23 protein-coding genes and 1 pseudogene are annotated in these 25,705 nt (G+C 60.1%); 9 read left to right on the top strand and 15 right to left on the bottom strand.

Annotation, left to right across the window (positions count from 1 at the left end; genetic code table 11):
- Positions 1-192: 192 nt before the first annotated feature.
- The 3 genes from brnQ to phoB all read right to left on the bottom strand — a co-directional run bounded on the left by brnQ (position 193) and on the right by phoB (position 4,107).
- A complete protein-coding gene (gene brnQ / locus GJV78_RS08220; RefSeq protein ID WP_155107864.1) occupies positions 193-1,509 on the bottom strand; it encodes a branched-chain amino acid transporter carrier protein BrnQ in 1,317 nt (438 codons plus the stop codon).
- A 573-nt stretch (positions 1,510-2,082) separates the two neighbouring features.
- Entirely contained in the window at positions 2,083-3,378 is a 1,296-nt protein-coding gene (phoR, locus tag GJV78_RS08215) for a phosphate regulon sensor histidine kinase PhoR (RefSeq protein WP_167519448.1), read from the bottom strand.
- A 39-nt stretch (positions 3,379-3,417) separates the two neighbouring features.
- Positions 3,418-4,107: a phosphate response regulator transcription factor PhoB gene (gene phoB, locus GJV78_RS08210; protein ID WP_155107863.1), complete on the bottom strand. Its 690-nt coding sequence runs from the start codon at positions 4,105-4,107 to the stop codon at positions 3,418-3,420.
- A gap of 213 nt (positions 4,108-4,320) precedes the next feature.
- Here phoB and sbcD point away from each other — a divergent pair, with 213 nt between their 5' ends.
- Both sbcD and sbcC read left to right on the top strand, forming a co-directional pair.
- Entirely contained in the window at positions 4,321-5,523 is a 1,203-nt protein-coding gene (gene sbcD, locus GJV78_RS08205; RefSeq protein ID WP_155107862.1) for an exonuclease subunit SbcD, read from the top strand.
- Positions 5,520-8,666 (top strand): exonuclease subunit SbcC, encoded by a 3,147-nt coding sequence (gene sbcC / locus GJV78_RS08200; RefSeq protein ID WP_167519447.1) that lies wholly within the window; start codon positions 5,520-5,522, stop codon positions 8,664-8,666. The genes sbcD and sbcC overlap by 4 nt, the downstream gene beginning before the upstream one ends.
- A 99-nt stretch (positions 8,667-8,765) precedes the next feature.
- On the opposite strand, the gene mak is transcribed toward sbcC, so the two are convergent.
- Positions 8,766-9,674 (bottom strand): fructokinase, encoded by a 909-nt coding sequence (gene mak / locus GJV78_RS08195; RefSeq protein WP_167519446.1) that lies wholly within the window; start codon positions 9,672-9,674, stop codon positions 8,766-8,768.
- Between the two features lie 187 nt (positions 9,675-9,861).
- Here mak and rdgC point away from each other — a divergent pair, with 187 nt between their 5' ends.
- Positions 9,862-10,785 carry a recombination-associated protein RdgC gene (gene rdgC, locus GJV78_RS08190; protein ID WP_155107860.1) on the top strand — a complete coding sequence of 308 codons (924 nt, stop codon included), beginning with the start codon at positions 9,862-9,864 and terminating at the stop codon, positions 10,783-10,785.
- Between the two features lie 35 nt (positions 10,786-10,820).
- Here rdgC and ppnP read toward each other — a convergent pair whose 3' ends face one another.
- The 5 genes from ppnP to GJV78_RS08165 form a co-directional block, all read right to left on the bottom strand.
- Positions 10,821-11,105 carry a pyrimidine/purine nucleoside phosphorylase gene (ppnP, locus tag GJV78_RS08185; RefSeq protein ID WP_155107859.1) on the bottom strand — a complete coding sequence of 95 codons (285 nt, stop codon included), beginning with the start codon at positions 11,103-11,105 and terminating at the stop codon, positions 10,821-10,823.
- Positions 11,106-11,180: 75 nt separating this feature from the next.
- Positions 11,181-11,858 (bottom strand): AroM family protein, encoded by a 678-nt coding sequence (locus GJV78_RS08180; protein ID WP_155107858.1) that lies wholly within the window; start codon positions 11,856-11,858, stop codon positions 11,181-11,183.
- A 234-nt stretch (positions 11,859-12,092) separates the two neighbouring features.
- Entirely contained in the window at positions 12,093-12,284 is a 192-nt protein-coding gene (yaiA, locus tag GJV78_RS08175) for a protein YaiA (protein ID WP_155107857.1), read from the bottom strand.
- A gap of 26 nt (positions 12,285-12,310) precedes the next feature.
- Positions 12,311-12,856: a shikimate kinase AroL gene (aroL, locus tag GJV78_RS08170; protein ID WP_155107856.1), complete on the bottom strand. Its 546-nt coding sequence runs from the start codon at positions 12,854-12,856 to the stop codon at positions 12,311-12,313.
- 186 nt (positions 12,857-13,042) lie between these two features.
- Positions 13,043-13,498 carry a YaiI/YqxD family protein gene (locus tag GJV78_RS08165; RefSeq protein WP_155107855.1) on the bottom strand — a complete coding sequence of 152 codons (456 nt, stop codon included), beginning with the start codon at positions 13,496-13,498 and terminating at the stop codon, positions 13,043-13,045.
- Between the two features lie 145 nt (positions 13,499-13,643).
- On the opposite strand from GJV78_RS08165, the gene proC reads away from it, so the two are divergent.
- Positions 13,644-14,453: a pyrroline-5-carboxylate reductase gene (proC, locus tag GJV78_RS08160; protein ID WP_155107854.1), complete on the top strand. Its 810-nt coding sequence runs from the start codon at positions 13,644-13,646 to the stop codon at positions 14,451-14,453.
- Positions 14,454-14,624: 171 nt separating this feature from the next.
- Here proC and GJV78_RS08155 read toward each other — a convergent pair.
- Positions 14,625-14,762, bottom strand: a pseudogene (locus GJV78_RS08155) (PsiF family protein); the annotation flags it as partial.
- A gap of 262 nt (positions 14,763-15,024) precedes the next feature.
- The gene (gene iraP / locus GJV78_RS08150) at positions 15,025-15,285 is read right to left on the bottom strand and encodes an anti-adapter protein IraP (RefSeq protein ID WP_155107852.1); all 261 of its coding nucleotides are present in this window, start codon (positions 15,283-15,285) and stop codon (positions 15,025-15,027) included.
- A gap of 390 nt (positions 15,286-15,675) precedes the next feature.
- Between iraP and GJV78_RS08145 the strand changes: the two genes are divergently transcribed.
- From GJV78_RS08145 to GJV78_RS08135, 3 genes are read left to right on the top strand one after another with little or no spacing between them, the layout of a single operon-like run.
- Complete coding sequence (locus GJV78_RS08145) at positions 15,676-16,140, top strand: MarR family winged helix-turn-helix transcriptional regulator (RefSeq protein ID WP_155107851.1); 465 nt, start codon at positions 15,676-15,678, stop codon at positions 16,138-16,140.
- Between the two features lie 6 nt (positions 16,141-16,146).
- Entirely contained in the window at positions 16,147-17,214 is a 1,068-nt protein-coding gene (locus GJV78_RS08140) for an HlyD family secretion protein (protein ID WP_155107850.1), read from the top strand.
- A complete protein-coding gene (locus tag GJV78_RS08135; RefSeq protein WP_155107849.1) occupies positions 17,204-18,265 on the top strand; it encodes a DUF2955 domain-containing protein in 1,062 nt (353 codons plus the stop codon). Before GJV78_RS08140 ends, GJV78_RS08135 begins: the two co-directional genes overlap by 11 nt.
- Positions 18,266-19,025: 760 nt before the next feature.
- Here the strand turns inward: GJV78_RS08135 and GJV78_RS08130 are convergent.
- Positions 19,026-20,234 (bottom strand): multidrug efflux MFS transporter, encoded by a 1,209-nt coding sequence (locus GJV78_RS08130; RefSeq protein ID WP_155107848.1) that lies wholly within the window; start codon positions 20,232-20,234, stop codon positions 19,026-19,028.
- 167 nt (positions 20,235-20,401) lie between these two features.
- A complete protein-coding gene (locus tag GJV78_RS08125) occupies positions 20,402-21,085 on the bottom strand; it encodes an extensin-like domain-containing protein (RefSeq protein WP_167519445.1) in 684 nt (227 codons plus the stop codon).
- A 105-nt stretch (positions 21,086-21,190) separates the two neighbouring features.
- On the opposite strand from GJV78_RS08125, the gene ddlA reads away from it, so the two are divergent.
- Positions 21,191-22,285, top strand: coding sequence for a D-alanine--D-alanine ligase (ddlA, locus tag GJV78_RS08120; RefSeq protein WP_155107846.1), 1,095 nt, complete (start codon positions 21,191-21,193; stop codon positions 22,283-22,285).
- Between the two features lie 318 nt (positions 22,286-22,603).
- Complete coding sequence (locus tag GJV78_RS08115) at positions 22,604-22,912, top strand: DUF2755 family protein (RefSeq protein ID WP_155107845.1); 309 nt, start codon at positions 22,604-22,606, stop codon at positions 22,910-22,912.
- A 21-nt stretch (positions 22,913-22,933) separates the two neighbouring features.
- On the opposite strand, the gene GJV78_RS08110 is transcribed toward GJV78_RS08115, so the two are convergent.
- Positions 22,934-24,037 (bottom strand): DUF1615 domain-containing protein, encoded by a 1,104-nt coding sequence (locus GJV78_RS08110; protein WP_155107844.1) that lies wholly within the window; start codon positions 24,035-24,037, stop codon positions 22,934-22,936.
- A 14-nt stretch (positions 24,038-24,051) separates the two neighbouring features.
- Positions 24,052-25,272: a peptide antibiotic transporter SbmA gene (sbmA, locus tag GJV78_RS08105; protein ID WP_155107886.1), complete on the bottom strand. Its 1,221-nt coding sequence runs from the start codon at positions 25,270-25,272 to the stop codon at positions 24,052-24,054.
- Positions 25,273-25,705 lie beyond the last annotated feature (433 nt).

Here is a 25,705-nt window from a genome sequence, read left to right as displayed (position 1 = left end):
AATACAATAAAAAACCACGGAGCCTGCGGTAGCTCCGTGGTGAATTTCGCCTTTTTCAGGCCCCTTTGCCGACCGTTGAGCTATTCAGTTCATCCATGAGCCTTGCCCTTATCTGGCGACGCAGCCTTCATTTCACAGGGCGCGCTCCGCCGAACCGCTCAGCTCCCAGGCCAGATATCACCTTAGCGCTGCTTATTGCTCGCGAAGCGTCTCAGGACCCGCCAGCCGATCCCAGATAATGGTCAGAATCGCCATTATTATCGTCGGCATCAGCCACGCCAGCCCCTGCTCCGCCAGCGGCAGGCGCAGCGTCCAAGCCGGAAGCCACTCGCCAAAATTCGCGGCTTTAATCGCGTCAAGGATACCAAAAAGCAGGCTGATAAACATCGCCGGCGCAATAACGCGAGAGGAATTATGCCACCTGGAACGGGTAAAGCTTAAGACCACCAGAACAATACACGGCGGATAAATGGCCGTCAGCACCGGAACGGAGATATGGATCAGGTGGCTAAGGCCAAGGTTAGAGATCACCATCGAAAAACCGCCGAGGATAAACACCAGCAGGCGATAAGAGAACGGCAGATACTGGGCAAAGAACTCGGCGCAGGCGCAGGTCAGCCCCACCGCCGTGACCAGGCAGGCGATAAAGATCAGCGCGGCCAGCAGGAGGCTTCCCGCGCCGCCAAAGGTATACTGCACGTAGGCATGGAGGATCGCCGCGCCGTTGGCGGAGCGCTCAACCAGCGAGGCGCTGTCCGCTCCCAGGCGGAACAGCGCCAGGTAGAGCAGCGTCAGGCCGATACCGGCCATCAGGCCCGCCCAGACGGTATAGCGGGTCAGCAGCCGCGCTTCGGTCACCCCACGCGAGCGCGCCGCGTTGACGATAACGATGCCGAAAACCAGCGCGCCCAGCGTATCCATGGTCAAATAGCCGTTAACAAAACCATTAGAAAAGGCGGCGTGCTGATAGGCCTCAACCGCATGGCTGATCGGACCGGCGGGCCAAATCACCGCCGCGATGGAGAGCACGATCAGGGCGACAATCTTTAAAGGCGCGAGGAAATTACCCACCGTATCCAGCAGTTTGCCGGGATAGAGAGACACCAGGATCACGATGGCGAAGTAGACCAGGCTATAGATCAGCAGCGGCATGGCGGAATCGCCGACCAGCGGGGCGATCCCCACCTCAAAAGAGACCGTTGCGGTACGCGGGGTGGCGAACAGCGGACCAACGGCCAGATAGCAGACGGTTGCCAGCAGCACCCCCGCCACTTTACCGATGGGGGCACTCAGGCTGTCCACACCGCCGCCCACCTTCGCCAGCGCCACCACGGTAAGCACGGGCAGGCCAACGGCGGTTAGCAGAAAGCCAAAGGCGGCGCTCCAGACCTGCTCGCCCGCCTGCAGGCCAACCATCGGCGGAAAAATAATATTACCTGCGCCAACAAACAGCGCAAAGGTCATAAAGCCAAGGGCGATAATATCGCGCGATTTTAATTGATGGGTCATAACGTCTTACTGCCTGTGGATGTGGTGTTGAAAATATCCATACACATCGACCTTCGGCCTGCCTTTTCGTTGGCTGTTGAGTTAACCGGCTACGCATATGCCCTGCCGACGTGCTGTTACTTCCAAACCTGTCGCGACAGATTTGCTGCCCCGGGTCCGCACCGGGAACTCACCCAACCACCGCCGTGAAGCCGCCTGAATGGCCTTGCGTATAGCGCCCCGAAGGGTAATACGGTGGAATTTTTAGTCAAAACCAGCGGGATAAACTCCCCGTCCGGCGCGGCGAAGAATAGTTTTTCAATTTGCCGCTAAAACGCAGTCTGTATGAGTGCGCATGGGGCGCAATTTAAACGCTTATAACGTTTTAAAGCAAGGTAGGATCTATAAACCAGAATAATATGCCATTATAAATATTTCATCTGGCATAAATAACCATATCATCAAAAAAAGTACGGCCGATAATTCGAACAAAAAATCAGCAATCGACCTTAAATTCAGCATAGCCAGCTTGACCACCGGTAAAAAATAGCCAGCTTGTGCTGAATTACGCCGCCTGAACCTGACGGACAGCCCTTAAGGACATTTTTCGGCAATCAATCGCTCCGGCAGCACAAAGCTAAAGCTCGATCCCTTTCCCGGCTCGCTGACGATTTCAAGCCGGCTGTCGTGGTGGTTCAGCGCATGTTTCACAATCGCCAGCCCCAGGCCGCTGCCGCCGGTTTGCCGGGAGCGCGCCCTGTCCACGCGGTAAAAGCGCTCGGTCAGACGCGGAAGATGCTCCGCCGCAATGCCCGGCCCATCATCCGCCACGCTGAACTCCGCGCCGTGCGGCAGCCGCCGCCAGCGTACCGTTATGTGGGTGCCCGTCGGGGTATGATTGACCGCGTTATAGACCAGATTGGTCATCGCGCTGTACAACTGCTCCTCATTACCCAACGCCTGCAGCCGGTTATCCACCTCGAAGCTGAAAAGGTGCCGATGCTGGCTGAGGGTATGCGCCTGCCGCTCCAGGCCGTGCAGCAGCCCCGGCACGTCCACCCTTTCATTCAACGACAGCGCCGGCGCTGCTTCGATTTTTGACAGGGTCAACAGCTGTTTAACCAGCCCCTCCATGCGTGAGGTCTGCTCGCGCATGGTCTGCAGCGCTTTATCCCGCGCCGCGCCCTCCAGCGACCGGTCGTGCAGCATCTCCAGATAGCCCTGCAGCACCGTCAGCGGGGTACGCAGCTCATGGCTGACGTTGGCAAAAAAGGTGCGGCGCATCCCCTCCAGCTGATGCATCTGGGTCATGTCGCGGGCCACCATCAGCAGTTGTCTGTCGGTATAGGGCATCATGCGGATCTCCAGATGCCGCCCGCTGTTCAATACCAGATTCAGCGGCCCGGTAAAGTCCCGCGACTTCAGGTAGTGGGTAAACTCCGGATAGCGCAGCAGATTGAGAATATTCTGTCCGCTGTCGTCAGGCCAGCGCAGCCCCAGCACCTGCTGCGCCAGGCCGTTGCACCAGAAAATGCTCCCCTCTTCGGTGGTCAGCACCACCGCGTCGGGAAGCGACTCCGCTCCGCTGCGAAAACGTTTAATCAGGCGACCCAGCTCGCGGCGACGCTTTTTGTTGCGCAGCTGCATCTGGTGCAGACCGTACAGCAGCGGCTCCCAGCTGCCACGCCCCGGCGGCGGCGTCATACTTCTGTCAACCCACAGCCACCAGGAGAGGCGCAGTAAGTTCCAGAAATGCCAGATCAGCAGCCCCGTCACCGAGGCCAGCAAAAACCACGGCAGATAGCCGAAAAAGGCGCTGAGAGCGAGGGCCGGCAGGCAGCAGAGCATCAGCTCCTGGACGAGCCTTTTCCATGATAATCGTTCCAGCACACGAAAACTCCCTACAGAGCCGGGCGTTCACCCTGGCGGTCAGAAACGGGACGAAAAACGGTATCCGGTGCCGCGCACCGTCTGCACCATCCGATCGTGCCCGCTGGTTTCCAGCGCCCTACGCAGGCGGCGGATATGCACATCAACCGTCCGGTCTTCAACGTAAACGTTGGTGCCCCAGACGTGGTTAAGCAGCTGCTCGCGACTGTAGACGCGCTCCGGATGGGTCATAAAGAAGTGCAGCAGTTTGAATTCGGTCGGCCCCATATCGAGCGGATTTTCGCCGCTCATCACGCGATGGGAGACAGGATCGAGGCTCAGCCCCTGCATTTCGATAGTCTCTTCCACCGCCATCGGCGAAATGCGGCGCATCACCGCCCTGATACGCGCCACCAGCTCCTTCGGGGAAAAGGGCTTGGTAATGTAGTCGTCGGCACCGGTCTCCAGCCCGCGGACGCGATCCTCTTCTTCGCCTCTGGCGGTCAGCATCACCACCGGGATATTACGGGTCAGGGCCTCGCGCTTCAGGTGCCTGATAAACTGCAGGCCGGAGCCGCCGGGCAGCATCCAGTCAAGGAGGATCAGATCCGGCCAGGGTTCGTTAAGCTGGGTCAACCCGCTGTCATAATCTTCGGCCCCGACCGGCTGAAAGCCATTTTGCTCAAGCACAAAGCAAACCATCTCACGAATGGCAGTTTCATCTTCTACGACCAGTATACGTCTCGCCATGATTTGCCCTGTTACAGAGTAATTACCGATTATGAATGCGGCGTTATTATGCGTCAGATTTATGACAGATTTATGAAAAATGCGCCAGAGACGAGGCGCAGGCCGTTGACCGCCGGGCGATATCCGGCTCGCAAGGAGACAGGCCAACGCATATGCAGCCTGAAGGGTGACGGGTGTATAATCCCGCCCAGGCTTTTTTACCATGGACAGAGTATGCGCATCCTCCACACCTCCGACTGGCACCTGGGACAAAATTTTTACAGTAAAAGCCGCGCCGCCGAGCATCAGGCCTTCCTCGACTGGCTGCTGGACGTGGCGCAATCCCACGCGGTGGATGCCATTATCGTGGCGGGCGATATTTTCGATACCGGTTCGCCGCCAAGCTACGCCCGCGAGCTGTACAACCGTTTCGTCGTCAACCTCCAGCGGACGGGCTGCCATCTGGTGGTGCTGGCCGGGAATCACGACTCGGTGGCTACCCTTAACGAATCGCGTGAGATTCTGGCGTTCCTCAACACCACGGTCGTCGCCAGCGCCGGGCGCGCGCCGCTGGAGCTGAAGCGCCGGGACGGCACGCCGGGCGCGATACTGTGTCCAATCCCCTTCCTGCGCCCGCGCGACATCACCTCCAGCCAGGCGGGGCTGTCGGGCAGTGAAAAGCAGCAGCGCCTGCTGGCGGCCATCACCGACTATTACCAGCGACAGTATGAAGAGGCCTGCGCCCTGCGCGGCGATCGCCCGCTGCCGGTGATCGCCACCGGCCATCTGTCCACCGTCGGTGCCAGTAAAAGCGACGCGGTGCGCGACATCTATATCGGCACGCTGGACGCCTTTCCGGCGCAACACTTTCCCCCCGCCGACTACATTGCGCTGGGGCATATTCACCGGCCCCAGGCGGTGGGCGGCACGGAGCATATCCGCTACAGCGGCTCGCCCATCGCGCTGAGCTTTGACGAGTGCGGAAAAAGTAAATCCGTTCATCTGGTGAGCTTTGCCGGAGGCAGGCTGCAGAGCGTAGAGAGCCTTAGCGTGCCGGTAACCCAGCCCCTGGCGGTGCTGAAGGGCGATCTGGCCGCCGTGGCCGCCCAACTGGCCCAGTGGCGGGACCTACAGCCGCCGTCGCCGGTGTGGCTGGATATCGAAATCACCACCGACGCATATCTGCACGACGCCCGGCGCAAAATTCAGGCCCTGACCGAATCGCTGCCGGTGGAGGTGCTGCTGGTGCGGCGCAGCCGGGAGCTGCGCGAGCAGATGATGCACACCGAACGGCGGGAAACCCTGAGCGAGCTGAGCGTGGAGGAGGTGTTTCATCGCCGCCTGGCCCTGGAAACGCTGGATGAACCGCAGCGCGCGCGCCTCAACCAGCTGTTCACCGCCGCCGTCCAGGCCCTTGGCGGGGAGGAAGAAGCGTGAAGATCCTTAGCCTGCGCCTGAAGAACCTGAACTCCCTGAAGGGGGAGTGGAAGGTCGATTTTACCGCCGAGCCGTTTGCCAGCAACGGGCTGTTCGCTATTACCGGCCCGACCGGTGCCGGAAAAACCACCCTGCTCGACGCCATCTGCCTGGCGCTGTACCACGAGACGCCGCGCCTGAGCACCGTATCGCAGTCGCAGAACGATCTGATGACCCGCGACACCACCGAATGCCTGGCGGAGGTGGAGTTCGAAGTAAAAGGAGAAGCCTGGCGCGCCTTCTGGAGCCAGAACCGCGCCCGCGGCCTGCCCGACGGCAACCTGCAGGCACCGCGGGTGGAGCTGGCGCGCTGCGTCGACGGCAAAATTTTCGCCGATAAGATCAAGGATAAACTGGAGCTGACCGCCGCCCTCACCGGCCTGGACTACGAGCGCTTCACCCGCTCGATGCTGCTCTCCCAGGGGCAGTTCGCCGCCTTTCTCAACGCCAGGGCTAAAGAGCGCGCCGAACTGCTGGAAGAGCTGACCGGCACGGAAATCTACGGGCAGATTTCCGCAACGGTCTTTGAGAAGCACAAGGCCGCGCGCGGCGAGCTGGAAACCCTCCAGGCGCAGGCCAGCGGCGTCACCCTGCTGGCGGCGGAGCAGCGTCAGGCCCTGACGGAGAGTATGCAGGCGCTCACTGACGAAGAAAAACAGCTGCAGGCCGGTCAGCAGCGCCAGCAGCAGCACCTGCAGTGGCTGACGCGCGCCAACGAGCTACAGGCGGAGAGCAATCAGCGTCTGCAGGCGCAGCAGGCCGCCCGGCAGGCGCTGGAAAACGCCCGGCCGCAGCTGGCGGCCCTAACCCTGGCGCAGCCGGCAAAGACGCTACGCCCGCGCTGGGAGCGCATTCAGGAGCAGAGCGCCGCGACCGCCGCCGTCCATCGCCAGGTGCAGGAGGTAAGCGCTCGCTTACAGCACGATCTCGATCAGCGCGACCGCCTGCGCCGCAGCGCCGAGCGGCAGGCCGCCGCGCTGCAGGCCGAGGCCCGGACGCTGGCCGACTGGCTTACCGACCATGACCGCTACCGCCAGTGGAGCGGCGAACTGGCCGGCTGGCGCGCGCTGCTGGCCCAGCGGGAGAGCGACCGGGCGCAGCGGCTGAAGTGGCAGCAGCAGCTGGCCGACGACGCCCGCAGGCTGGAGGCGCTGCCGCCGCTCTCCCTGTCACTGACGGCAGAAGAGGTTGCCGGGGCGCTCTCCCGCCACGACGAAACCCGTCCGCTGCGCCAGCGCCTCGCCGCCCTTCATACCCGGCTGGCCCCGACGCTGAAGCGGCGGGAGCAGCTGCTGGCCGCCCTCGCCCGGAGCCAACAGGAGCAGGCGCAACAGGCGTCCGCGCTGGCGGAAAAGCGCCAACGCTATAAAGAGAAAAATCAGCACTATCTTGACCTGAAAACGCTCTGTGACCAGGAGGCGCGCATTAAGGATCTGGAGGCCCAGCGCGCCCTGCTGCAGCCGGGCGAGCCGTGTCCCCTCTGCGGCTCAACCAGCCATCCGTCGGCGGTGGCCTGGCGGGCGCTGGAGCCGGGCGTCAACCAGGCGCGGCGCGATGAACTGGATAAGGAGGTCAAAGCGCTGGCCGACGAAGGGGCCGCGCTGCGCGGCCAGCTTGAAGCGCTGACCCGCCAGCTACAGCGCGACGAAGACGAGGCGAAAGCGCTGGCCGAAGAGGAGCGAACGCTTACTCAGGCGTGGCAGGCGACCATCGACGGCCTGGGCATCGCCCTGCAACCGCAGGAGGAGATTCAGCCCTGGCTGGCGGCCCAGGATGAGCACGAGCGGCAGCTGTACCAGCTTCGCCAACGCCACGATCTGCAGAGGCAGGTCGCCGCCCACCGCCAGCAGGTGGATCTGTTCGGGCAGCAGCTCGCCCGGTGCCAGGCCACGCTGGCCGCCGGGCTGGCGCGCTATGGGCTGACGCCGCCCGCAGAGGGCGACGAAGCGGCATGGCTGGCGGCGCGCGCCGGGGAAGCCCAAAGCTGGCAGGCGCGGCAGGCGGAGCTTGAGGCGCTGCAGGCGCACTGCGACCGGCTGAAGCCGCTGCTGGAAACGCTGCCGCCCGCCGCCCCGGCCAGCGGGGACGAGGAGGCGATCCCGCTGGATGACTGGCGTCAGCTGCACGACAGGTGCCTGTCGCTGCACAGCCAGCTGCAGACGCTGGGCCAGCAGGCGGAGCAGGAGAACCGCCGCGTCGCCGAAGCGCAGGCGCAGTTTGACGCCGCCCTGCAGGAGAGCGTCTTCGCCGACCGGGACGCCTTTCTCGCCGCCCTGCTGGACGATGAGACCCTGGCCGCGCTGGAGCAGCAGAAGCAGGCGCTGGAAAACCAGCTGCAGCAGGCCCAGTTGCTGGCCTCACGGTCGGCGCAGGCGCTGGAACACCATCTGCAGCTGCGCCCCGACGGGCTGGATCTGACCCGGACCACCGCCGGGGCGCTGGAGCAGGCCGTCAACCAGCTGGGCAGCCAGCTGCGCGATAACGCCTCCCGACAGGGGGAGATCCGCCAGCAGCTGCGTCAGGACGAGGAGAATCGCCGCCGCCAGCAGGCGTTGATGCAGGAGATTGCGCAGACCGCGCAGCGGGTGGAGGACTGGGGCTACCTGAACGCGCTTATCGGTTCGAAAGAGGGCGACAAGTTCCGCAAGTACGCCCAGGGGCTGACGCTGGATAATCTGGTCTGGCTGGCCAATCGCCAGCTGACCCGCCTGCACGGACGCTATCTGCTGCAGCGCAAGGCCAGCGAGGCGCTGGAGCTGGAGGTGGTGGATACCTGGCAGGCCGACGCCGTGCGCGACACCCGCACCCTCTCCGGCGGCGAGAGCTTCCTGGTCAGCCTCGCGCTGGCGCTGGCCCTCTCGGACCTGGTCAGCCATAAAACGCGCATCGACTCGCTGTTTCTGGACGAAGGCTTCGGCACCCTCGACAGTGAAACCCTGGATACCGCCCTGGACGCCCTGGACGCCCTGAACGCCAGCGGTAAAACCATTGGCGTTATCAGCCACGTCGAAGCCATGAAAGAGCGCATCCCGGTGCAGATTAAGGTGAGAAAGATCAACGGGCTGGGCTACAGCCGGCTCGATCCTGCCTACGCCGTTAAATAGCGTGGAAAGAGGCCGCCGGCGGGCGCATGGCGATGAATCCGCCGCCTCACCCGGCGAACAGCGCCGTCCCCGGAGCGGACGCCCGGCGGGCGGTGCGGATCACCCCTGCGGCCACAGCCAGGCCGCGCCGCGCACTCCGCTGGAGTCGCCGTGCAGTGCCTTACGCAGCGGCGTTTCACACTCACCGCCAAAAACGAACTGCTTAAGCAGCGGCGGTACGCGGTGATACAGCCTGTCAACGTTGCTCATTCCGCCGCCCAGCACGATGACATCCGGATCGAGGATATTCACCACGTGCGCCAGCGCTTTCGCCAGCCGCGTCTCGTAACGGCTTAACGCCAGCTCCGCCACCGGGTCCTGCGCCTCCGCCAGCCGGACGATGTCGCCGCCGCCGCGCGCCGCGCCGCTCAGACGCCGGTAGTCCGTGGCGAAGCCGGTGCCGGAAATAAAGATTTCAATGCATCCCTGCCTGCCGCAGTAGCAGGGCACCTCCTGGCGATAGCGCAGCTCATCGTCATCCATCCACGGCAGCGGGTTATGCCCCCACTCGCCCGCGGTGCCGTTGCCGCCGGCGTGCGCCCGTCCGTTCAGCGCCACCCCCGCGCCGCAGCCGGTGCCGATAATCACCGCAAATACGGTCTGCGCCCCCGCCGCCGCGCCGTCCACCGCCTCGGAGACCGCGAGGCAGTTGGCGTCGTTTGCCAGCCGTACCTCGCGCTCCAGCCGCGCGCTGAGATCCTTATCGAACGGCCGGCCGTTAAGCCAGGTGGAGTTGGCGTTCTTCACCATGCCGCTAAAGGGCGAAATCGATCCGGGGATCCCCACCCCCACCGAGCCACGCAGGCCCGTCTCCCGCTCCGCCATCGCCACCAGCGTGGCGATGGTTTCAATTGTCTGCCGATAGTCCTCGCGCGGCGTGGGCAAACGGTGGCGATAAAGCTGCTCCCCCGCCTCGCCCAGCGCGATAACCTCCGTTTTCGTACCGCCCAAATCTATACCTATCCGCACCCGACGCTCCTCAGCATAAGACATTCCCACGGTAAAAGCGGGCCTTCTGATTGGCAATGCGCGCCCGCCGACAATTGGTTATTATACCCGACTACGTTCGGGCTGCGGGCGCGTTACCGTCCTGCCCGGCCCGACATGTTGGGGAAGGTTCCCCGCTGGATTTAACGACAAGGCCGTGGAAATTATCATGCTGTGGTTTAAAAATTTAATGGTTTACCGCCTTAGCCGCGACGTGTCGCTGCGCGCCGAGGAGATGGAAAAACAGCTCGCCTCGATGACCTTTACCCCCTGCGGCAGCCAGGATATGGCGAAAATGGGCTGGGTATCACCAATGGGATCGCACAGCGACGCGCTGACCCACGCCGTCAACGGCCAGATTATTATCTGCGCGCGCAAAGAGGAAAAAATTCTGCCCGCGCCGGTGATCAAGCAGGCGCTGGAGGCGAAAATCGCCCGGCTGGAGGCCGAACAGGCCCGCAAGCTGAAGAAGACCGAAAAAGACTCCCTGAAAGATGAGGTGCTGCACTCACTGCTGCCGCGGGCGTTCAGCCGCTTCAGCCAGACGATGATGTGGATCGACACCGTCAACGGCCTGATTATCGTGGACTGCGCCAGCGCCAAAAAAGCTGAAGATATGCTGGCGCTGCTGCGCAAAAGCCTCGGCTCGCTGCCGGTGGTTCCCCTGACGCTGGAAAATCCGATTGAGCTGACGCTCACCGAGTGGGTGCGCTCCGGCACCGTGGCCCAGAGCTTCCAGCTGCTTGACGAGGCCGAGCTGAAGGCGATGCTGGAGGACGGCGGCGTGATCCGCGCGAAGAAGCAGGATCTGGTCAGCGACGAGATCGCCGCGCACATCGAGGCCGGGAAGGTGGTAACGAAGCTGGCCCTCGACTGGCAGCAGCGCGTTCAGTTTACGATCTGCGATGACGGCTCCCTGAAGCGCCTGAAGTTCAGCGACGAACTGCGCGACCAGAACCAGGATATCGATCGCGAAGATTATGCCCAGCGCTTTGACGCCGATTTTATCCTGATGACCGGCGAGCTGGCGGCGCTGATCCAAAGCCTGGTGGAAGGTCTGGGCGGCGAGGCCCAGCGCCCGGTTCAGGCTTAGGCAGACTCCTCTTTGAACGAAGAAAAAGAGCGCCGCTACAGATAGCGGCACAGCCAGGAGGCCGGCTCCGCGGCCTGCATATAAAACTCGCTGTGGCCGGGGACCCTGAACGTCTCGCCCGTGCCAAACACCCGCCATTCGACGGCGTCCGGCAGCAGAACCTTCAGCGCGCCGCTGACGACCGTCATCTCCTCCGGCTCTGCGGTGGTGAAACGGTATTCGCCCGCCACCATGACCCCGACGCTGGCGCGCCCGGTGTCGCTGCTGGAAAAGCCAATTGATTTCACTTTGCCGGAAAAGTATTCGTTATTTTGCAGCATGGGCCGCTCCCCTGTTGATAAAGTGAACGTTCATTATAGACAGGCGGTGTCCCTGAACCGGGACGCCGCGCCAAATCAGGCCAGCAGCTCCGAGGCCAGCCGCGCAATCAAAATATGTGACAGCAGTACCGGTACATTCAGCGCTTTTTGCAGCAAATCGCGATGGCGTTGGTTAAACCCCAGGCAGTCCAGCATGATGACGTCGGCCCCGTTGTTCAGCAGCGCGCGGCCGGCGTCGATCAGCGCCTGGCTGCTGCCGTGCACCGGGTTAGCCAGCGAATAGACCGGCGGCTTTTGTAAAACCTGCCATTTCACCGCCTGCTCGGCCAGCAGCTCCTCCACCGGCACGATGACGCCCACCTGATGGCTGTCGACAATAGAGGCCACCAGCGGGGGGATAATGCGCAGCGGCTCCAGCAGAACGCTGTTACGAACGGTAAGGCTGTTAAGGGCGGCGGTGCTCATGAGTAAAATGACATCGTAGCCCTGGTTATCAAGCACCTCAACCACCCCCTGCAGATCCCGCTCAACCTTCTGACGGGAAACGTGGGCCAGCTGGTTGTCGCTGAGCAGCGTGAGCAGCGGCGTTTCGCCCTCCTCTATCGGGTAGTTTGCCATCACCTCTTCACGGCTCATCTTTCCCAGCAGACTATGGTGGGTAATGTGCTGTTCATCAATAAACTCGGTTAACAGCGGTAAGACTTCACGCATAGGTACAACGCCGATTGTAAGAATCGCCAACGACGCACTCATTATTTTCCACCTTTTTACTTCGTCGTTCATTCCCGGGCACATGCTTAACGCAGCCGCTGCCGTCGCGTAAAACGTCAAAAGCCTGGCAGAAGTTGCTTAAAGCAGTTTGTAAAAGTTCAAAAAAAATCCAGTAATATTTTGTTATTGAGCGCTGTTCATCTTCAGAAACAAAATTTAATTATGTAAAAATGTGATGCAGGCGCGCTCAGAGTCCCTTCCGGGCGGCGGTTGGAGTCAGGTTTTATCAGGATCCTCATAGCGTTTTTTGGCGTCCATCGCTTCCTGAGCGTTGGGATATTCGCCGATCAGCGCATCGGGTTTCGGATGATCGGCCCGCAGTTGATACCAGGTCACCGTCTGGCCCGGCGTACCTTTTTCAACGGTCACAATGCGCGCTTCACGTGGATAAGGCGGTTTATCAGGCATGGTTTTCCCCTCTCTGTGAGTAAACGCTAAGTATAGACGCCACCCTGTTTACGCCGCGCGGTTCGCGCCAGCGCCGCGCTAATTTCAGAAACAACCCGATCCGGCTCCCGGGAGGCATCAACCACCACATGCGCCGCCTCGCGATAGAGCCTGTCGCGCTGCTTCAGCACCTCCTGCACCTCTTCGCTCAGGGGCTTGCCGGTCAGCGAGGGGCGCAGCGCCTCCTCCGGAGACGCCAGCAGACGGTTGACCAGCACCGGCACCGGCGCGCACAGGTAGATGACCTTTCCCTGAGCGCGCATATAGCGGCGGTTGTACTCCGTGAGGATAATCCCTCCGCCGGTGGCCACCACCGTGGAGGGCGCGGTAACGGCCTCCAGGGCCGCCGTCTCCCTGGCGCGAAAGCCTGCCCAGCCCTCCTGCTCAACGAGCTGCGCCACGGTCTGCTGTACCTGCGACTGCAGCCAGCGATCGGTATCGACAAAGCGACAGCGAATAACCTCGGCCAGCAGCATGCCGATCGTTGTCTTACCGCAGCCGCGAGGGCCAACAAGGAAAAGCGGTTGTGTCATGACGGGAAATCCCCCCCGGAGAGGCGCAGGTGCGCGGGAGCTGATGTCGTAAAGGGCCTGATCATACCACCAAACTAGTACGCAAATAAATGTAATTAAAAATTTACACTGAATTGAAAAATCCAGTGCGCTCCCACTATAACAAGAAAAGGCCACCTGAAAAGTGTAAAAAATAAATTACATAAATTATTTTTTACGTTGAGCTTCCAGCCACCAGGCGTCCAGCCCGGCGGCAAAACGCTGGCGGTCGCGCGGCGAAAGCGCGTCCGGCCCGCCCGTCTGTACTCCGCTGGCGCGCAGGGTATCCATAAAATCGCGCATCGTCAGCCGCTCGCGGATCGTGGCCTCGCTGTAGCGCTCGCCGCGCGGATTCAGCGCCGCAGCACCCTTCGCCAGCACGTCTGCGGCCAGCGGAATATCGGCGGTGATCACCAGATCGCCTGCCGCGCACTGGCGGACAATTTCATTATCCGCCACGTCGAACCCGGCGGTTACGCGCAGGGTACGGATAAAGGTCGACGGCGGCACGCGCAGGCTCTGGTTAGCCACCAGAATTAATGGCTGCCGCATACGCTCCGCAGCGCGATACAGGATCTCCTTGATTACGTTCGGACACGCATCCGCGTCCACCCATATCGTCATATTCACTCCCCCGGATGTGCAATTCGCTATTGTCTCGTGCTTTGGCCTTCTGGCAAAGCGCTGTTTCTCCTTCATGAGACTTTCATTCCGCGTTAAGCCAGGCTTTAATCGTGCACACATAAAGAAAAGCCATAGGGGACGACGCATGGAGAAGAAAATTGGTTTTATCGGCTGCGGCAATATGGGCAAAGCCATTCTGGGCGGCCTGATTGCCAGCGGCCAGGTTCTCCCGGGACAAATCTGGGTCTACACCCCCTCTCCGGACAAGGTCGCCGCGCTGCGCGATCGGTACGGCATCAACGCCGCGCAGTCCGCCCAGGAGGTGGCGCAGATCGCGGATATCGTATTTGGCGCGGTTAAACCCGGCATCATGATCAAAGTGCTGGGAGAAATCGCCTCCAGCCTGAATAAAGAGTCGCTGGTGGTCTCTGTCGCGGCGGGCATTACCCTCGATCGGCTGGCCAGCGCGCTTGGCCACGATCGTAAAATTATTCGCGCCATGCCCAACACTCCCTCGCTAGTGAACGCCGGCATGACCTCGGTCACCCCGAACGCGCTGGTGACGCCGGAGGATATGGCGGACGTACTGAATATCTTCCGCTGCTTTGGCGAAGCGGAAGCCATCGCCGAACCGATGATCCATCCGGTCGTTGGGGTCAGCGGCTCCGCCCCCGCCTACGTCTTTATGTTTATTGAGGCGATGGCCGACGCCGCCGTGCTGGGCGGTATGCCGCGCGCTCAGGCGCTGAAATTCGCCGCCCAGGCGGTAATGGGGTCAGCCAAAATGGTGCTGGAAACCGGTGAACATCCCGGCGCGCTGAAGGATGGTGTCTGCTCTCCCGGCGGAACCACCATTGAGGCGGTTCGGGTGCTGGAGGAGCGGGGCTTCCGCGCGGCGGTGATCGAAGCGATGGTGAAGTGTATGGAAAAATCGGAGAAGCTCAGCCACTCCTGAGCCGCCGGCGTGCCGGGTCCTCTACGGCACGCTATCTGGCAACGGGCACCAACACTCTTTTCAGTACCTCTGAAAACAAATACTCCCGCTGGCCGGGAGATAAGGACAAGCTGACGGGTGAGAGAGTTTCCCCGCTCCCCCGCCCGCCCCGTGCGTCAGTCAGGCGACTTTCTTCAGGCAGGCGCTCATATAGCTTTTACGCGCCTCACCCTGCAGCGTCTGCGCCGTCGCCTGCTGATTGCAGGTGGTCATACGCTGCTGCTGCGGGGTTAAGCTGGTGTAAGCGAAAAAACCACCGGAGAGCAAAATTTCTTTTAGCGGCGCGTATTATTTCACGTCCGCGCCTTTTTTCGACCAGGGCCGCAGCAACGAAAAAACGGTAATAGCACGCGCCCCCACTATTTATACCGCATACGGAGCCTGAATAATTCAGGCGGCAGACCGGTGCTGCCCCTGCCAAATTCCAGGAGCAGCCAACGTACCTGCCGCCTGACGTATGGCTGGGATAACAGGTTAAAATAGCGCGGCCACAGGGAATAGCGGCGGCGTTATGAAAAATGATAATGAAAAATTAGTTATGAGGCTGATGCAATAATTTTTGCACATACTGGCGCAGCAATTCCGTATCATTATCCGGAACGCTGGCATCGGGCTTTACCTCGTCGAGCGCCCCTTCAACCTGGTGAATCAGCCGCGTCCGATCGTCCCTGGGCATATTGCGCAGCATCGCCGTGACGATAATTTCCAGCGCTTCGATCTGCGCAACCAGCTCTTTCGACTCTTCTTCTTTTTGGGCAAGCTTAAGCAATAACTCAGCAATGAGATTCTTCATAACCGCATTCCTTATCCAAAGAAGGATGACGTTAACACTATGCCTGACAACTTCCTAGAGGGGGCAAGTAGTATTTTTGTCCGGGCCTCTTGATACTCTGAGCGTCGCTTATTCCCGCCTACCTGGCGTGATCGGGAGTCATATTATGTTTTTCATTGAGCGGTAACATACCGCTGAAGTACACGCATTTTCCAAAAGTGGAAAAGAGCTAACCTGGGGCAACCTGAATCTCGAGTTGAACAGTTATAACACGCTTTTCGAAGGCCGGTCATGCTGGAATCCCGTCTTTTCATATTCTTAAAATTATCAATCGATACTTCCTGCCATCTTGTTTCTTAATACTTATCATGATAAGTATTATTTATCCATCAGCTGCAAGGGGAGGTAAACATGACCGAAGACGAACTATTTGCCCGCCGCCCGCTGGGAATGCGTATGGCAATGGTGGCGCGCCAGTGGCGTACCGTGATTGACTACGCCATCACCGAAACGGGATTGACCCAGTCAAGCTGGACAGTGCTGATGCAGCTATATCAGTTGGGTGATAACGTCTCAGTCAGCGAGCTGGCGGAAATGCAGGGCATTGAGCTACCACCGCTAATGCGTACCCTCACGCTACTGGAAAAACAGGGCTATCTGGTGCGTTCTGTATCACCCTATGACAAGCGCATCCGCCTGCTGACGCTGACGACAAAAGGACGCACAGGGCTTGAAGCGTTAAATCGGGTGGTGGAAGCTTATCAGCACCGCGTGACCCAGGGCATACCTGAAGCACAGCTTACCTCCTTCAACACCACGTTAAATCAAATTGCCTGTAATCTGCGGTTAATCCGCGAAGAAGATAATAAGAATTAAAAGATTATGAAGACTCCCGAAGAAAAGTTTGCCCGGTGGGTAAGAGTAAGCATTGCCAGCTTTCTGGTAATATTCGCCTGGTTTATTGCTGCCGATATTTGGATCCCGTTGACACCGGACTCCACCGTTATGCGTATGGTGACGCCGGTCTCCTCGCGCGTTTCGGGCTACGTCTCGCAAGTCTACGTGCGCAACAACAACCGGGTGAACAGAGGCGATCTATTGTACGAGCTGGATCCGACGCCATTTATTAATAAAGTTGAAGCCGCGCAGATCGCCCTGGAACAAGCGAAGCTGAACAACCGGCAGTTGGACGCGCAGATTGCCGCTGCGCGCGCCAGTCTGCGCGCCGCCCAATATACCGCCCGCAATGATAAGCTGACGTTTGAGCGCTATCAACGTCTGAGGACGACGCAGAACATTTCACAGGCGGAGCTGGATAAAGCACGCACCGCCTGGCAGGGCAGCGAACAATCAGCCACGGCACTGGAAGCCAACATTCAAAATCTGCTGCTCCAGCGCGGTGAGCCTGACGATACCCGCAACGTGACGCTACAAAAATATCGCAACGCGCTAGAAGAGGCGCAGCTGAACCTGCGCTGGACGCAGGTTCGGGCGGAGAGTGATGGAACGATAAGTAATCTGCAGCTTAGCCCAGGGCAGTACGCCACCGCCGGGACGCCGCTGCTGGCGTTGGTCAGCCACCGGATAGACATCGTTGCCGATTTTCGTGAAAAAAGCCTGCGCCATACCCGGGTGAACACGGAAGCGGCGGTGGTGTTTGACGCCATCCCTGGCAAGGTGTTTCCCGCCCATGTAACCAGCAGCGACGCCGGTACTTTTGCCGGGCAGGAGCTGGCTAACGGCCAGCTTTCGCAGCCGGAGCCATCCACCCGCTGGGTGCGTGACGCCCGACGGATGCGCATTCACGTGGTGCTGGACGCGCCGCTGGAACAGCCGCTGCCGACAGGTGCCCGCGCCACGGTACAGCTTTATAATAGCAAAAGCACGTTTGCCCGCACCTTTGCCGGTGCGCAGATCCATCTGGTGAGCTGGCTGCACTATGTCTATTAATACTCTGGCCCACGTTTTTACCCCGCACGGCAACATTGTCTACACCGCCAATGATTTTCGTCAGACTGTGCGGATCGCCGTGGCCGGGATGGTCGCACTCAGCATCTCTACATTCTACAACGTGCAGTATGGCGTTTTCTTTGTGGTCTATCCGCTAATGCTCATGTCGCTGGTGCCGGTATTCAACCGCCACGTGGCGCGACAGTTTGTGTTCAGTTCAGCGGTTAACTGCGTCGAAATGGTACTTATCGTCGGCTATCTCTCGCAGTGGCCGGTAATAATGACGCTGGTGGCTTTTGGTCTTTACGTGGTGCGCTTTCGCTTTATGAGTAAGGGACCGCTGTTTTTGCTGGGCTCAATGGGCGTGGTCTGCCAGAGCACGATGCTTAACTTTATGAGTTATCCCAGCACCGACTGGCACACGCTGATGTTCTCCAACATGGAGGCCTGCATACTGGCGGTGGCCCTGAGCGCGCTGCTGCACTATCTGATCCCCGACGTAGAGCCGCGGCGGCCGCCACCGCGCATTGAAAAGGATGCTGCTCGCATCCGTCACGAGTCGCTGCTTTCCGGCAGCGTGGCGACAACGATTTTTGTGATTTTTCAGATGTGCGATCTGAGCGACTCCCTGTCTGCGCTGATGACGGGAATTTTGATCCTGTTTCCGATGAACTATCGTGGAGCGGTAATCAGCTCCATCTGGCGCGTGGCGGGCGTGGTGCTGGCCTGTCTGTACATTCTGCTGGTACAGCTGATCGTCTATGACTTCAGCAATCATATGCTACTGATGATGCCACTGATTGGTCTTGGGCTGGCCTTCAGCGCCCGCCTGCACGTAATGGAAAAGGTCGGAGCGGGAGTCGGCTTCGCCAGTATCACCACCATAGGCATTATGTTCGGTCAGAACCTGCATCCGGACAACGATTTGGTGTTCAGCGATCTGTACCGGATCACCTCGGTCACCGTGGCGCTGGTAGCGACGCTGACAATGGTATTTCTGGTCCACTGCATACTGAACTGCTTTGCGGCAACGCGGTTTGTGGTGGAGTGATGTGTTCAGCCCGACAAATACCAGTGACAGCTACGCCTTATCCGACCAGGGGGGTGCAGGACAGAGTAAACGCCGTTCAGACGCGACAACACAGAGTCCGCGTTTCTGACTCACGTTCCACAGGGCTGGGCCATTCAGCTCCGTTGTCACGTTACATACAATAATCAAACCTTACGGCTCGCGCCAGCCCCGGATCTGAACGATCGCCAGCGACGCTCATGACCGGTAAGGGAGACCGCTTATTGACCGCTCCCCGCCCTAAATGGTCGAAGTCTCCAGGAGGAAATCTGATGATAAGAGCCTGGCCCACCAGGCGTTATTGGCGCAGCCACTCTGGACACGGACAGCGCACAGAAACCGGAGCGTATACGCAGTACGTGAGGATGATTCGCGAAGCTCACCCTCCGGGCCGCCCTGAAGGGCGTTCAAAACGCGATGCGTTTTGTGCGAGCACTACCCAGGACCAAAATGGCAAGTGAAATAGCCCTAATGGACCAGGCTCTAAATTCGAGGATTTTGCTACTACTTAGGCTTCGATAACTGTTTTATGCAGTGAAAAGTATTTTCAGTGTTTTGGCGGTGAGCATAAGGCATTCATCCCCCCGAACCTCCAGCTTTCAGCCGGCCGTAAAACCCATTTTTGTCCGGCGACAGCACTTCATCCATAGATAGTCCGTAGACCGCCTGAATACTTCAGGGCATAACATATCGCCTTCGCCAGAGGCTTATGATTTACCAGGGCGGGGCGACGGCCCGCAGCTCATTCCGCCGCGCGGACAGCCCTGCTCCGACGGCGCAGAGCGAGGCTCAGCTGAAAAATATTAACCAGCACGATGCACGCGGTGGCAATAAACACCCAGCGGAAGCCCAGCATGGCCGACACGGAGGCTCCCATCAGCGGACCGGCCACGTTGCCCAGGTACATGAAGGATTGATTGTAGCCAAAAATTCGCCCGGTTATACGATCGCTGGAATATTTCACCAGCAGCGTCTGGACGGCGGGCAGCATCGCCCCGTCGGCGAAGCCCAGCAAAAAGCGCAGCACTCCCAGCTGTAGCGGCGTGGTCACCCAGGACATCGCAAAGAACAGCGCCACGGCGCAGATCAGGGTCGCCATCAGGATCCTCTCAGTGCCGATCCGGTCCCCCAGCTTGCCGAGACGCGGGGCGGAGATCAGCGCCGAAATGCCGGGAACGGAGGCGATCAGCCCGCTCAGGAAGGCGATATTATTGCTGTCCGGCGTCATGGATTTGATAAACAGCGCGAGGATCGGGCCGACCGAGCCGTTGCACAGCTGGATCACCAGGGTGGTGAAAAACAGGCTAATCACCAGCGCCGGATATGGCAGGGTGGCGAACACCGCCTTACCGCTCAGGCGCTCGCCCTTCTTCGCCGCCGGACGTACGCCCTCTTTGATCAGAAACAGCGTCACCAGAAAGCTCACCATCAGCAGCATGGCGGTAATAAAAAACACCGGCCGTAGCCCGACGTGGTCGGCGATGAAGCCGCCCATTAGCGGGCCGCCGATCACCCCGCTAATCTGCGCGGTCGCCAGGGTGCTGAGCGCCCAGCCGCTGCGATCCCGCGGCACCTGGGAGGCCACGAGGGCCATGGCGTTGGGGATATAGCCGGAGGTTAAGCCCATCACGCCGCGCAGCAGAAATAGCTGCCAGACGTTGGTGGCAAAGGCCTGCAACAGAATAGCAATCGCCATACCGAGGGAAGCGCGCAGCAGCATCAGCTTACGGCCTTTACGATCTGCCAGGCTGCCCCACATCGGCGACACGATGGCGGAAATCAGAAAGGTAATGCTGAAGGTTAACCCGGACCACATCGAAAGGGCCTCGTGGGAGGTCACCCCCAGCTGGGAGACATAAAGCGGCAAAAAGGGCAGGATTTGGCTAATGGCCAACCCGGTGAAAAAGCAGCCGAACCAGACGGAAATGAGGTTAACTCTCCAGGATTCCATAAAGTCTCGTTGATATCACTAGCGGAAAATAGGTGTAGTCTGACAATTCAGGACGAAAAAAGCGGAACCTGAGGTGCGGTAGCCGACAATTCGACATTTTATCTCCCCGCTCACCATATTTGTGAGACATATCACACAATACGGCGAGAAAAGCCGGAAGAAATGCTTCAGCGGCAGATGCCGTAACCGCGCATCCCCAGGTGAAAGTGGTTGGCGTGGGCGGCGTTATACTCCGGTCCCAGCCCGTTGCCGTAGTAACCACAGCTGGCGTCGAGCAGCTCTCTCAGCCAGGGGGCGCTGCTGGTGTCCCGCCAGCCGCGCAGCACCGTCACGTGTCTTCCGTCAGCCAACCGAAAACCGCTAATATCCAGCGCGTCGGCGCTGGCGTGTTCGCTGCGGCGCGCGTTCGGTCGATGATAGATATTGCGACAGGCGTAGCTACCGAGATGGTCGATCTGCGTCAGGCGCGCGCCCATCAGCCGTTCGCTGAGGGGGCGCGCCTGCCGGGTAACGAACAGCGCGGAGCTGAGCGCCAGCGGGCAGGAGGCCAGAAAGCTGCTGCTCAGCTTCACCGGACCAAAGTCGCTGACCCGCACCGCATCGGTCAGCGGGCAGTCGCCGCCGCCGTTGGCAACCGGCCGCGCGGTAATCAGCCCCTGCCGGTTCGCCTGCGCCAGCAGCGCCCGGCACTGCGGCGGCGTTAAACGCCGCAGCTTAAACGTCATCAGCCGGCCGGGAGGATCCGACAGCGTCAGCGGGGTAAAAGGATTATAGTGCGCCGGCAGATAGCGATATCCCACCGCGCCAAGAGCCCCCAGCAGCAACAGCGTCAGCCAGCCTTTTCCTTTCACGAAGCCCCCTTGCAAAATCTCCTTACCAGTATGGCAGAAGCCCGCGAATCCCTCGTTTTGTCGTGGTAATGTATAGGCTTTGCGTTGTAGAGAGTAGAGTTGAAGATGGCAAAATTGCGGGTAGGTATCGTATTTGGTGGGAAGTCAGCGGAACATGAAGTGTCATTGCAGTCGGCGAAAAATATCGTCGACGCCATCGACAAAACCCGCTTTGAGGTGGCGCTGTTTGGCATTGATAAGCAGGGCCAGTGGCACGTCAGCGACGCCGACAACTATCTGCTGAACGCGGACGATCCCGCCCGCATCGCCCTGTGCCCCTCCGCCGCCAGCCTTGCGCAGGTGCCGGGCCGGAATGAGCATCAGCTGATCGACGCCCACAGCGGCCAGCCCCTGCCGACGGTGGACGTTATTTTCCCCATCGTCCACGGCACCCTTGGCGAAGATGGCTCGCTGCAGGGGATGCTGCGGATGGCAAACTTACCTTTCGTCGGCTCCGACGTGCTCGGCTCGGCGGCCTGCATGGATAAAGATATCACCAAACGGCTGCTGCGCGACGCCGGGCTGAACGTCGCGCCTTTTATCACCCTCACCCGCGCCAACCGCTCGCGCTACGGCTTTGATGAAGTGGCCTCGCGGCTCGGCCTGCCGCTTTTCGTGAAGCCCGCCAACCAGGGCTCCTCCGTCGGCGTCAGTAAAGTGACCAGCGAGGCCCAGTATCAGCAGGCCGTCGAGCTGGCCTTTGCCTTTGACCATAAGGTGGTGGTGGAACAGGGCATCCAGGGGCGCGAAATCGAATGCGCCGTGCTGGGCAACGAGCGCCCGGAGGCCAGTACCTGCGGTGAGATTGTCCTGAACGGCGATTTTTACGCCTATGACACCAAGTATATCGACGATAAGGGCGCGCGGGTGGTGGTGCCAGCCGACATCCCCCCGGCGATAAACGACAAGATCCGCCGCATCGCCATTGAGGCCTGGCAAACGCTGGGCTGCGCCGGTATGGCACGGGTGGACGTCTTCCTGACGACGGAAAACGAGGTGGTGATCAATGAAATCAACACCCTGCCGGGCTTTACCAACATCAGCATGTATCCGAAGCTGTGGCAGGCGAGCGGCCTGAGCTACACCGATTTAATCACCCGGCTGATTGAGCTGGCGCTGGAGCGACACGCCGCGGATAAGGCGCTGAAAACCAGCCTCTGAGCCCCCCCGGCCGCCCCGGCAATTGATCCGGTGCGCCTTGCGTCGCCCACCCCGCCGGGAATGACCGCTTCACCCTGGCCCCCCGGCCGGGGTGAAGGCTGCTATGAGTAAACGGCGAATTGACCGGTGGCATGTCCCGCTGCGCGCGCTTCAGGGCGCAGCGCAATGAATCTGTGATGCCCGCCAGAGTTCCTCATACCAGGAAGATTCCCACAATCTATTTATCAAAATTCTGATATTGACAAACACATTGAACTGGCAAACTTCACGACAGCCGCTGGCAAAAGGCCAGGGCAGCAGCATTTCCCGGAGGTCTTTATGGCTGATTTTACTCTCTCCAGGTCCTGGTTCAGCGGGAAACATCGGGACGCCTCCTCTATAACCGGCAACATAGCCTATGCTCTGTTCGTCCTGTTTTGCTTTTGGGCAGGCGCGCAGATCCTTAACCTGCTGGTTCACGCGCCGGGCGTTTATGAACGCCTGATGCAGATCCAGCAGGCCGGACGTCCCCACGTTGAAATTGGCCTGGGCGTCGGCACCGTTTTTGGCCTGGCGTCGTTTCTCATCGGCTGTCTCTTCTTCGGCGCGCTGGCCGTGATTGCCCACTGGCGTCGCCGCTACGCCTGACGTAAACCGGCCGGGAAGGGATTACCCGGCCGTATTCGCCATACACTTCGCCCGTCGCTCATCCACCCGCTTTGCAAACCAGGCGGTGGTGAGGTTGCGGGTGATTTTCGGGCTTTCCAGCTGAATGCCCGGCAACAGCTCGCGCGGCAGCGCCTTGCCCGCCTTTTTTTCCGCCAGCTGATAGACCCTGGCATAGAGGTCGGTCTTTTCAAACGCCAGCGTATCGCCCTTTTCCAGCTGCCGACGGATAGCCTCGTTGCTCATCTTCAGCCTGTCGGCCAGCCGGCGCACCGCCAGCTCCGTTTTACCCGCCTCGTTGCTGTCGTAGCGGATCAGATCGCCGTCGAGGGCCAGCCTGACGCCGCTGGCCCTGCTCACCGCGTTCTGAAAGGCGGCGTTGCGGCTGGCGTACCAGCCGGCGTTGAAATCGGCAAAGCGGAAGAGTGGCGCACTGTAGTTGGCCGGATAGTTCAGCAGATGCAGGGTGCCGAACCACAGCCCGCCCCGGCGACTGAACACCTCCTGACGCACCGTTCCCGCCATTTTCCACGGATAGCCTTTGGCATGACGCTCGGCAAAGGCGATGCTGACCTGCATCGGGCCGCCGGTGTGGACCGGGTTGAGTGAGCCAAACAGGGTCTGCCCCATCGGCACAATATTGATAAAGTCATCAAAAATAGCGCTGAGCTGCCTTTCGGTTTTAACCGCATCCAGCCGATCGCTGTAGCTTTTCCCGTTCGGCGAGGTGATTTTCAGCGCGGTATGCACCAGAAAAAGCGGAATATGCATCCGCTGCGCCCGGCGGTCAATCTCCCGCCAGGCGATTTTACTCAGCCCCGGCACCGTCGGGTCCGCCCGGTAGCCAGACTCCTGCTGCGCCACCGCCAGCACCGAGCAGACGTTCTCCAGCGTCGGTGCCAGCCCCTGGCTGGAAAACGTTTTGGCCAGATCCTCTGCCCAGGCATCCCGATCCCTGACGCTGGCAGGCATTTTCTGACGCACCACGCTCGCCACATCGACGGGCTTTTCCCCCTCTTTTAACGGCAAAGAGGAGCGGCTGCCGCAGCCCGTTAACGCCAGGGCGGCCAGCAGCGAAAGTGAACAGAGACGGAAATGCGCCGACATAATGTTTCCTTTTTTCAGCCAAGGGATTGGATCTGTTCCTGAACAGGCGCGTCGTCCAGCTGGTGCTCAAAGCTGCGCAAACGCTTGTAGATAGACATCAGCTCCACCAGCGTGGGCCAGGAGACAATCAGATACTGGAAGGCACCGCGTACCTGGCCAAAGACGTTGGTGATCTGCTGCATCAGGCCGAGGGTAATCGTCCCGGCGACGATGGCCGGAAACAGCAGAAACAGACCAAAAACGTTGTCGACCTGCAGATAGAGAATGCGCGCAATGTTGAAGTACATATAGTGAAAATAGAGGCGGAAATAGTTGCGCCGCACCGCATGAAACAGCTCGCGCACGGTGGGCGGCGCGGCGCGGTTGGCGTCATCTTCGCCGTAGACCAGCTCCTTACGATAGGCCGCCTCCACGCGCTGGTTTTTAAACTCAAGGCCCGGCAGTTTAATCCCCACCACGGCGAGCAGCCCGGTGCCCAGCAGCGACCAGACGATGGCGGCAAACACCAGCCCGTAAGGAACCTGACCGACGATCGGCAGCTCCGGTACGCGAGGGGAAAGCTGCACCAGCACCGGCAAAAAGGCGAACAGGGTCATGATGGCGCTGATAAAGCTGCCGCCCACATTCTCCAGGGTCGTGGCAAAGCGCATGGTATCTTCCTGCACGCGCTGGGCGGCCCCTTCAACGTGGCGCAGACGCTGCCAGTGGGCCATATAGTATTCGTTCATCGCCGTACGCCAGCGGAAGACATAGTGGCTGACGAAAAAGCTGCTCAGTACCCCAATCACAACCGCGATCAGCGCGATGCTCAGAAACGTGCCGATTTCAGCGTAAAATTGCTGGATGGCGACCTTATGCGGGGCGCTGAGCGCCGTCTGGATCAAATCGTAAAACGGAGCGTACCAGGCGTTGATCGCCAGCCCCACCTCCACCTGAAACCAGGTGACAAAAATAATCAGCGCGGTGCCGAGGATCGACCAGCGCTGCCAGCGGTGCGGGCTGTAGATAAACCAGAAGCCGGCAAACAGGCCAACGCAGATAGCGTACCAGGCATAAAAAATCAGATACTCCCGCGACCAGAAGCGCGCCGCGCCGATCGGCACCTTGCCCGTCGCCCCGACGAGGCGCGCGGCCCAGTCGTTTCCTCCCGCCTGCCACAAAATAACGGCTACCAGCGCCCAAATAAAAGCCGAAAGAAAAAACGCCTTCGGCTTCGGGAAAAAAGACTTAAACATCATGTTCTCCTGCTGACTTCTTTATCATTATGGTGACCGCGGTGTTTGTATTTACGCAAGATCCGTAAGCGTATCTGACGAAACCGCTCATTGTGATCAGAAAAACGGCGCTTAGTTTTCCCTCCGCGTCGGAAGAATTGTTTCGCTGGATTTCATCCCCCTGGGATTGTCCTGAACGAGGTGTTTACCCAGGCGATGCGTGAATAACCAGGGCTTTCGCCGGGGCGGCAGCGCGGGCGACCTTCGCCACGATAGCGATCGATATTCCCTGGCTGCCGCCGTTTTTCCGCGCGGCGTCCACGCTGGCGCGGATAACCGGCCGGGTAACGCAGCGCCTGTGCCTGCCCGCGCCCTCCGTTTTCCGATCGTGGCTTGCGCCGTAGCGAAAAAAGAGAGGTTACCACAGGTGCGGGATCGCAAAAGCGGAGATTCG

Source organism: Intestinirhabdus alba (genome assembly GCF_009711095.1).
Taxonomy (GTDB): Bacteria; Pseudomonadota; Gammaproteobacteria; order Enterobacterales; family Enterobacteriaceae; genus Intestinirhabdus; species Intestinirhabdus alba.
This window is presented reverse-complemented; position numbering and strand designations above follow the sequence as displayed.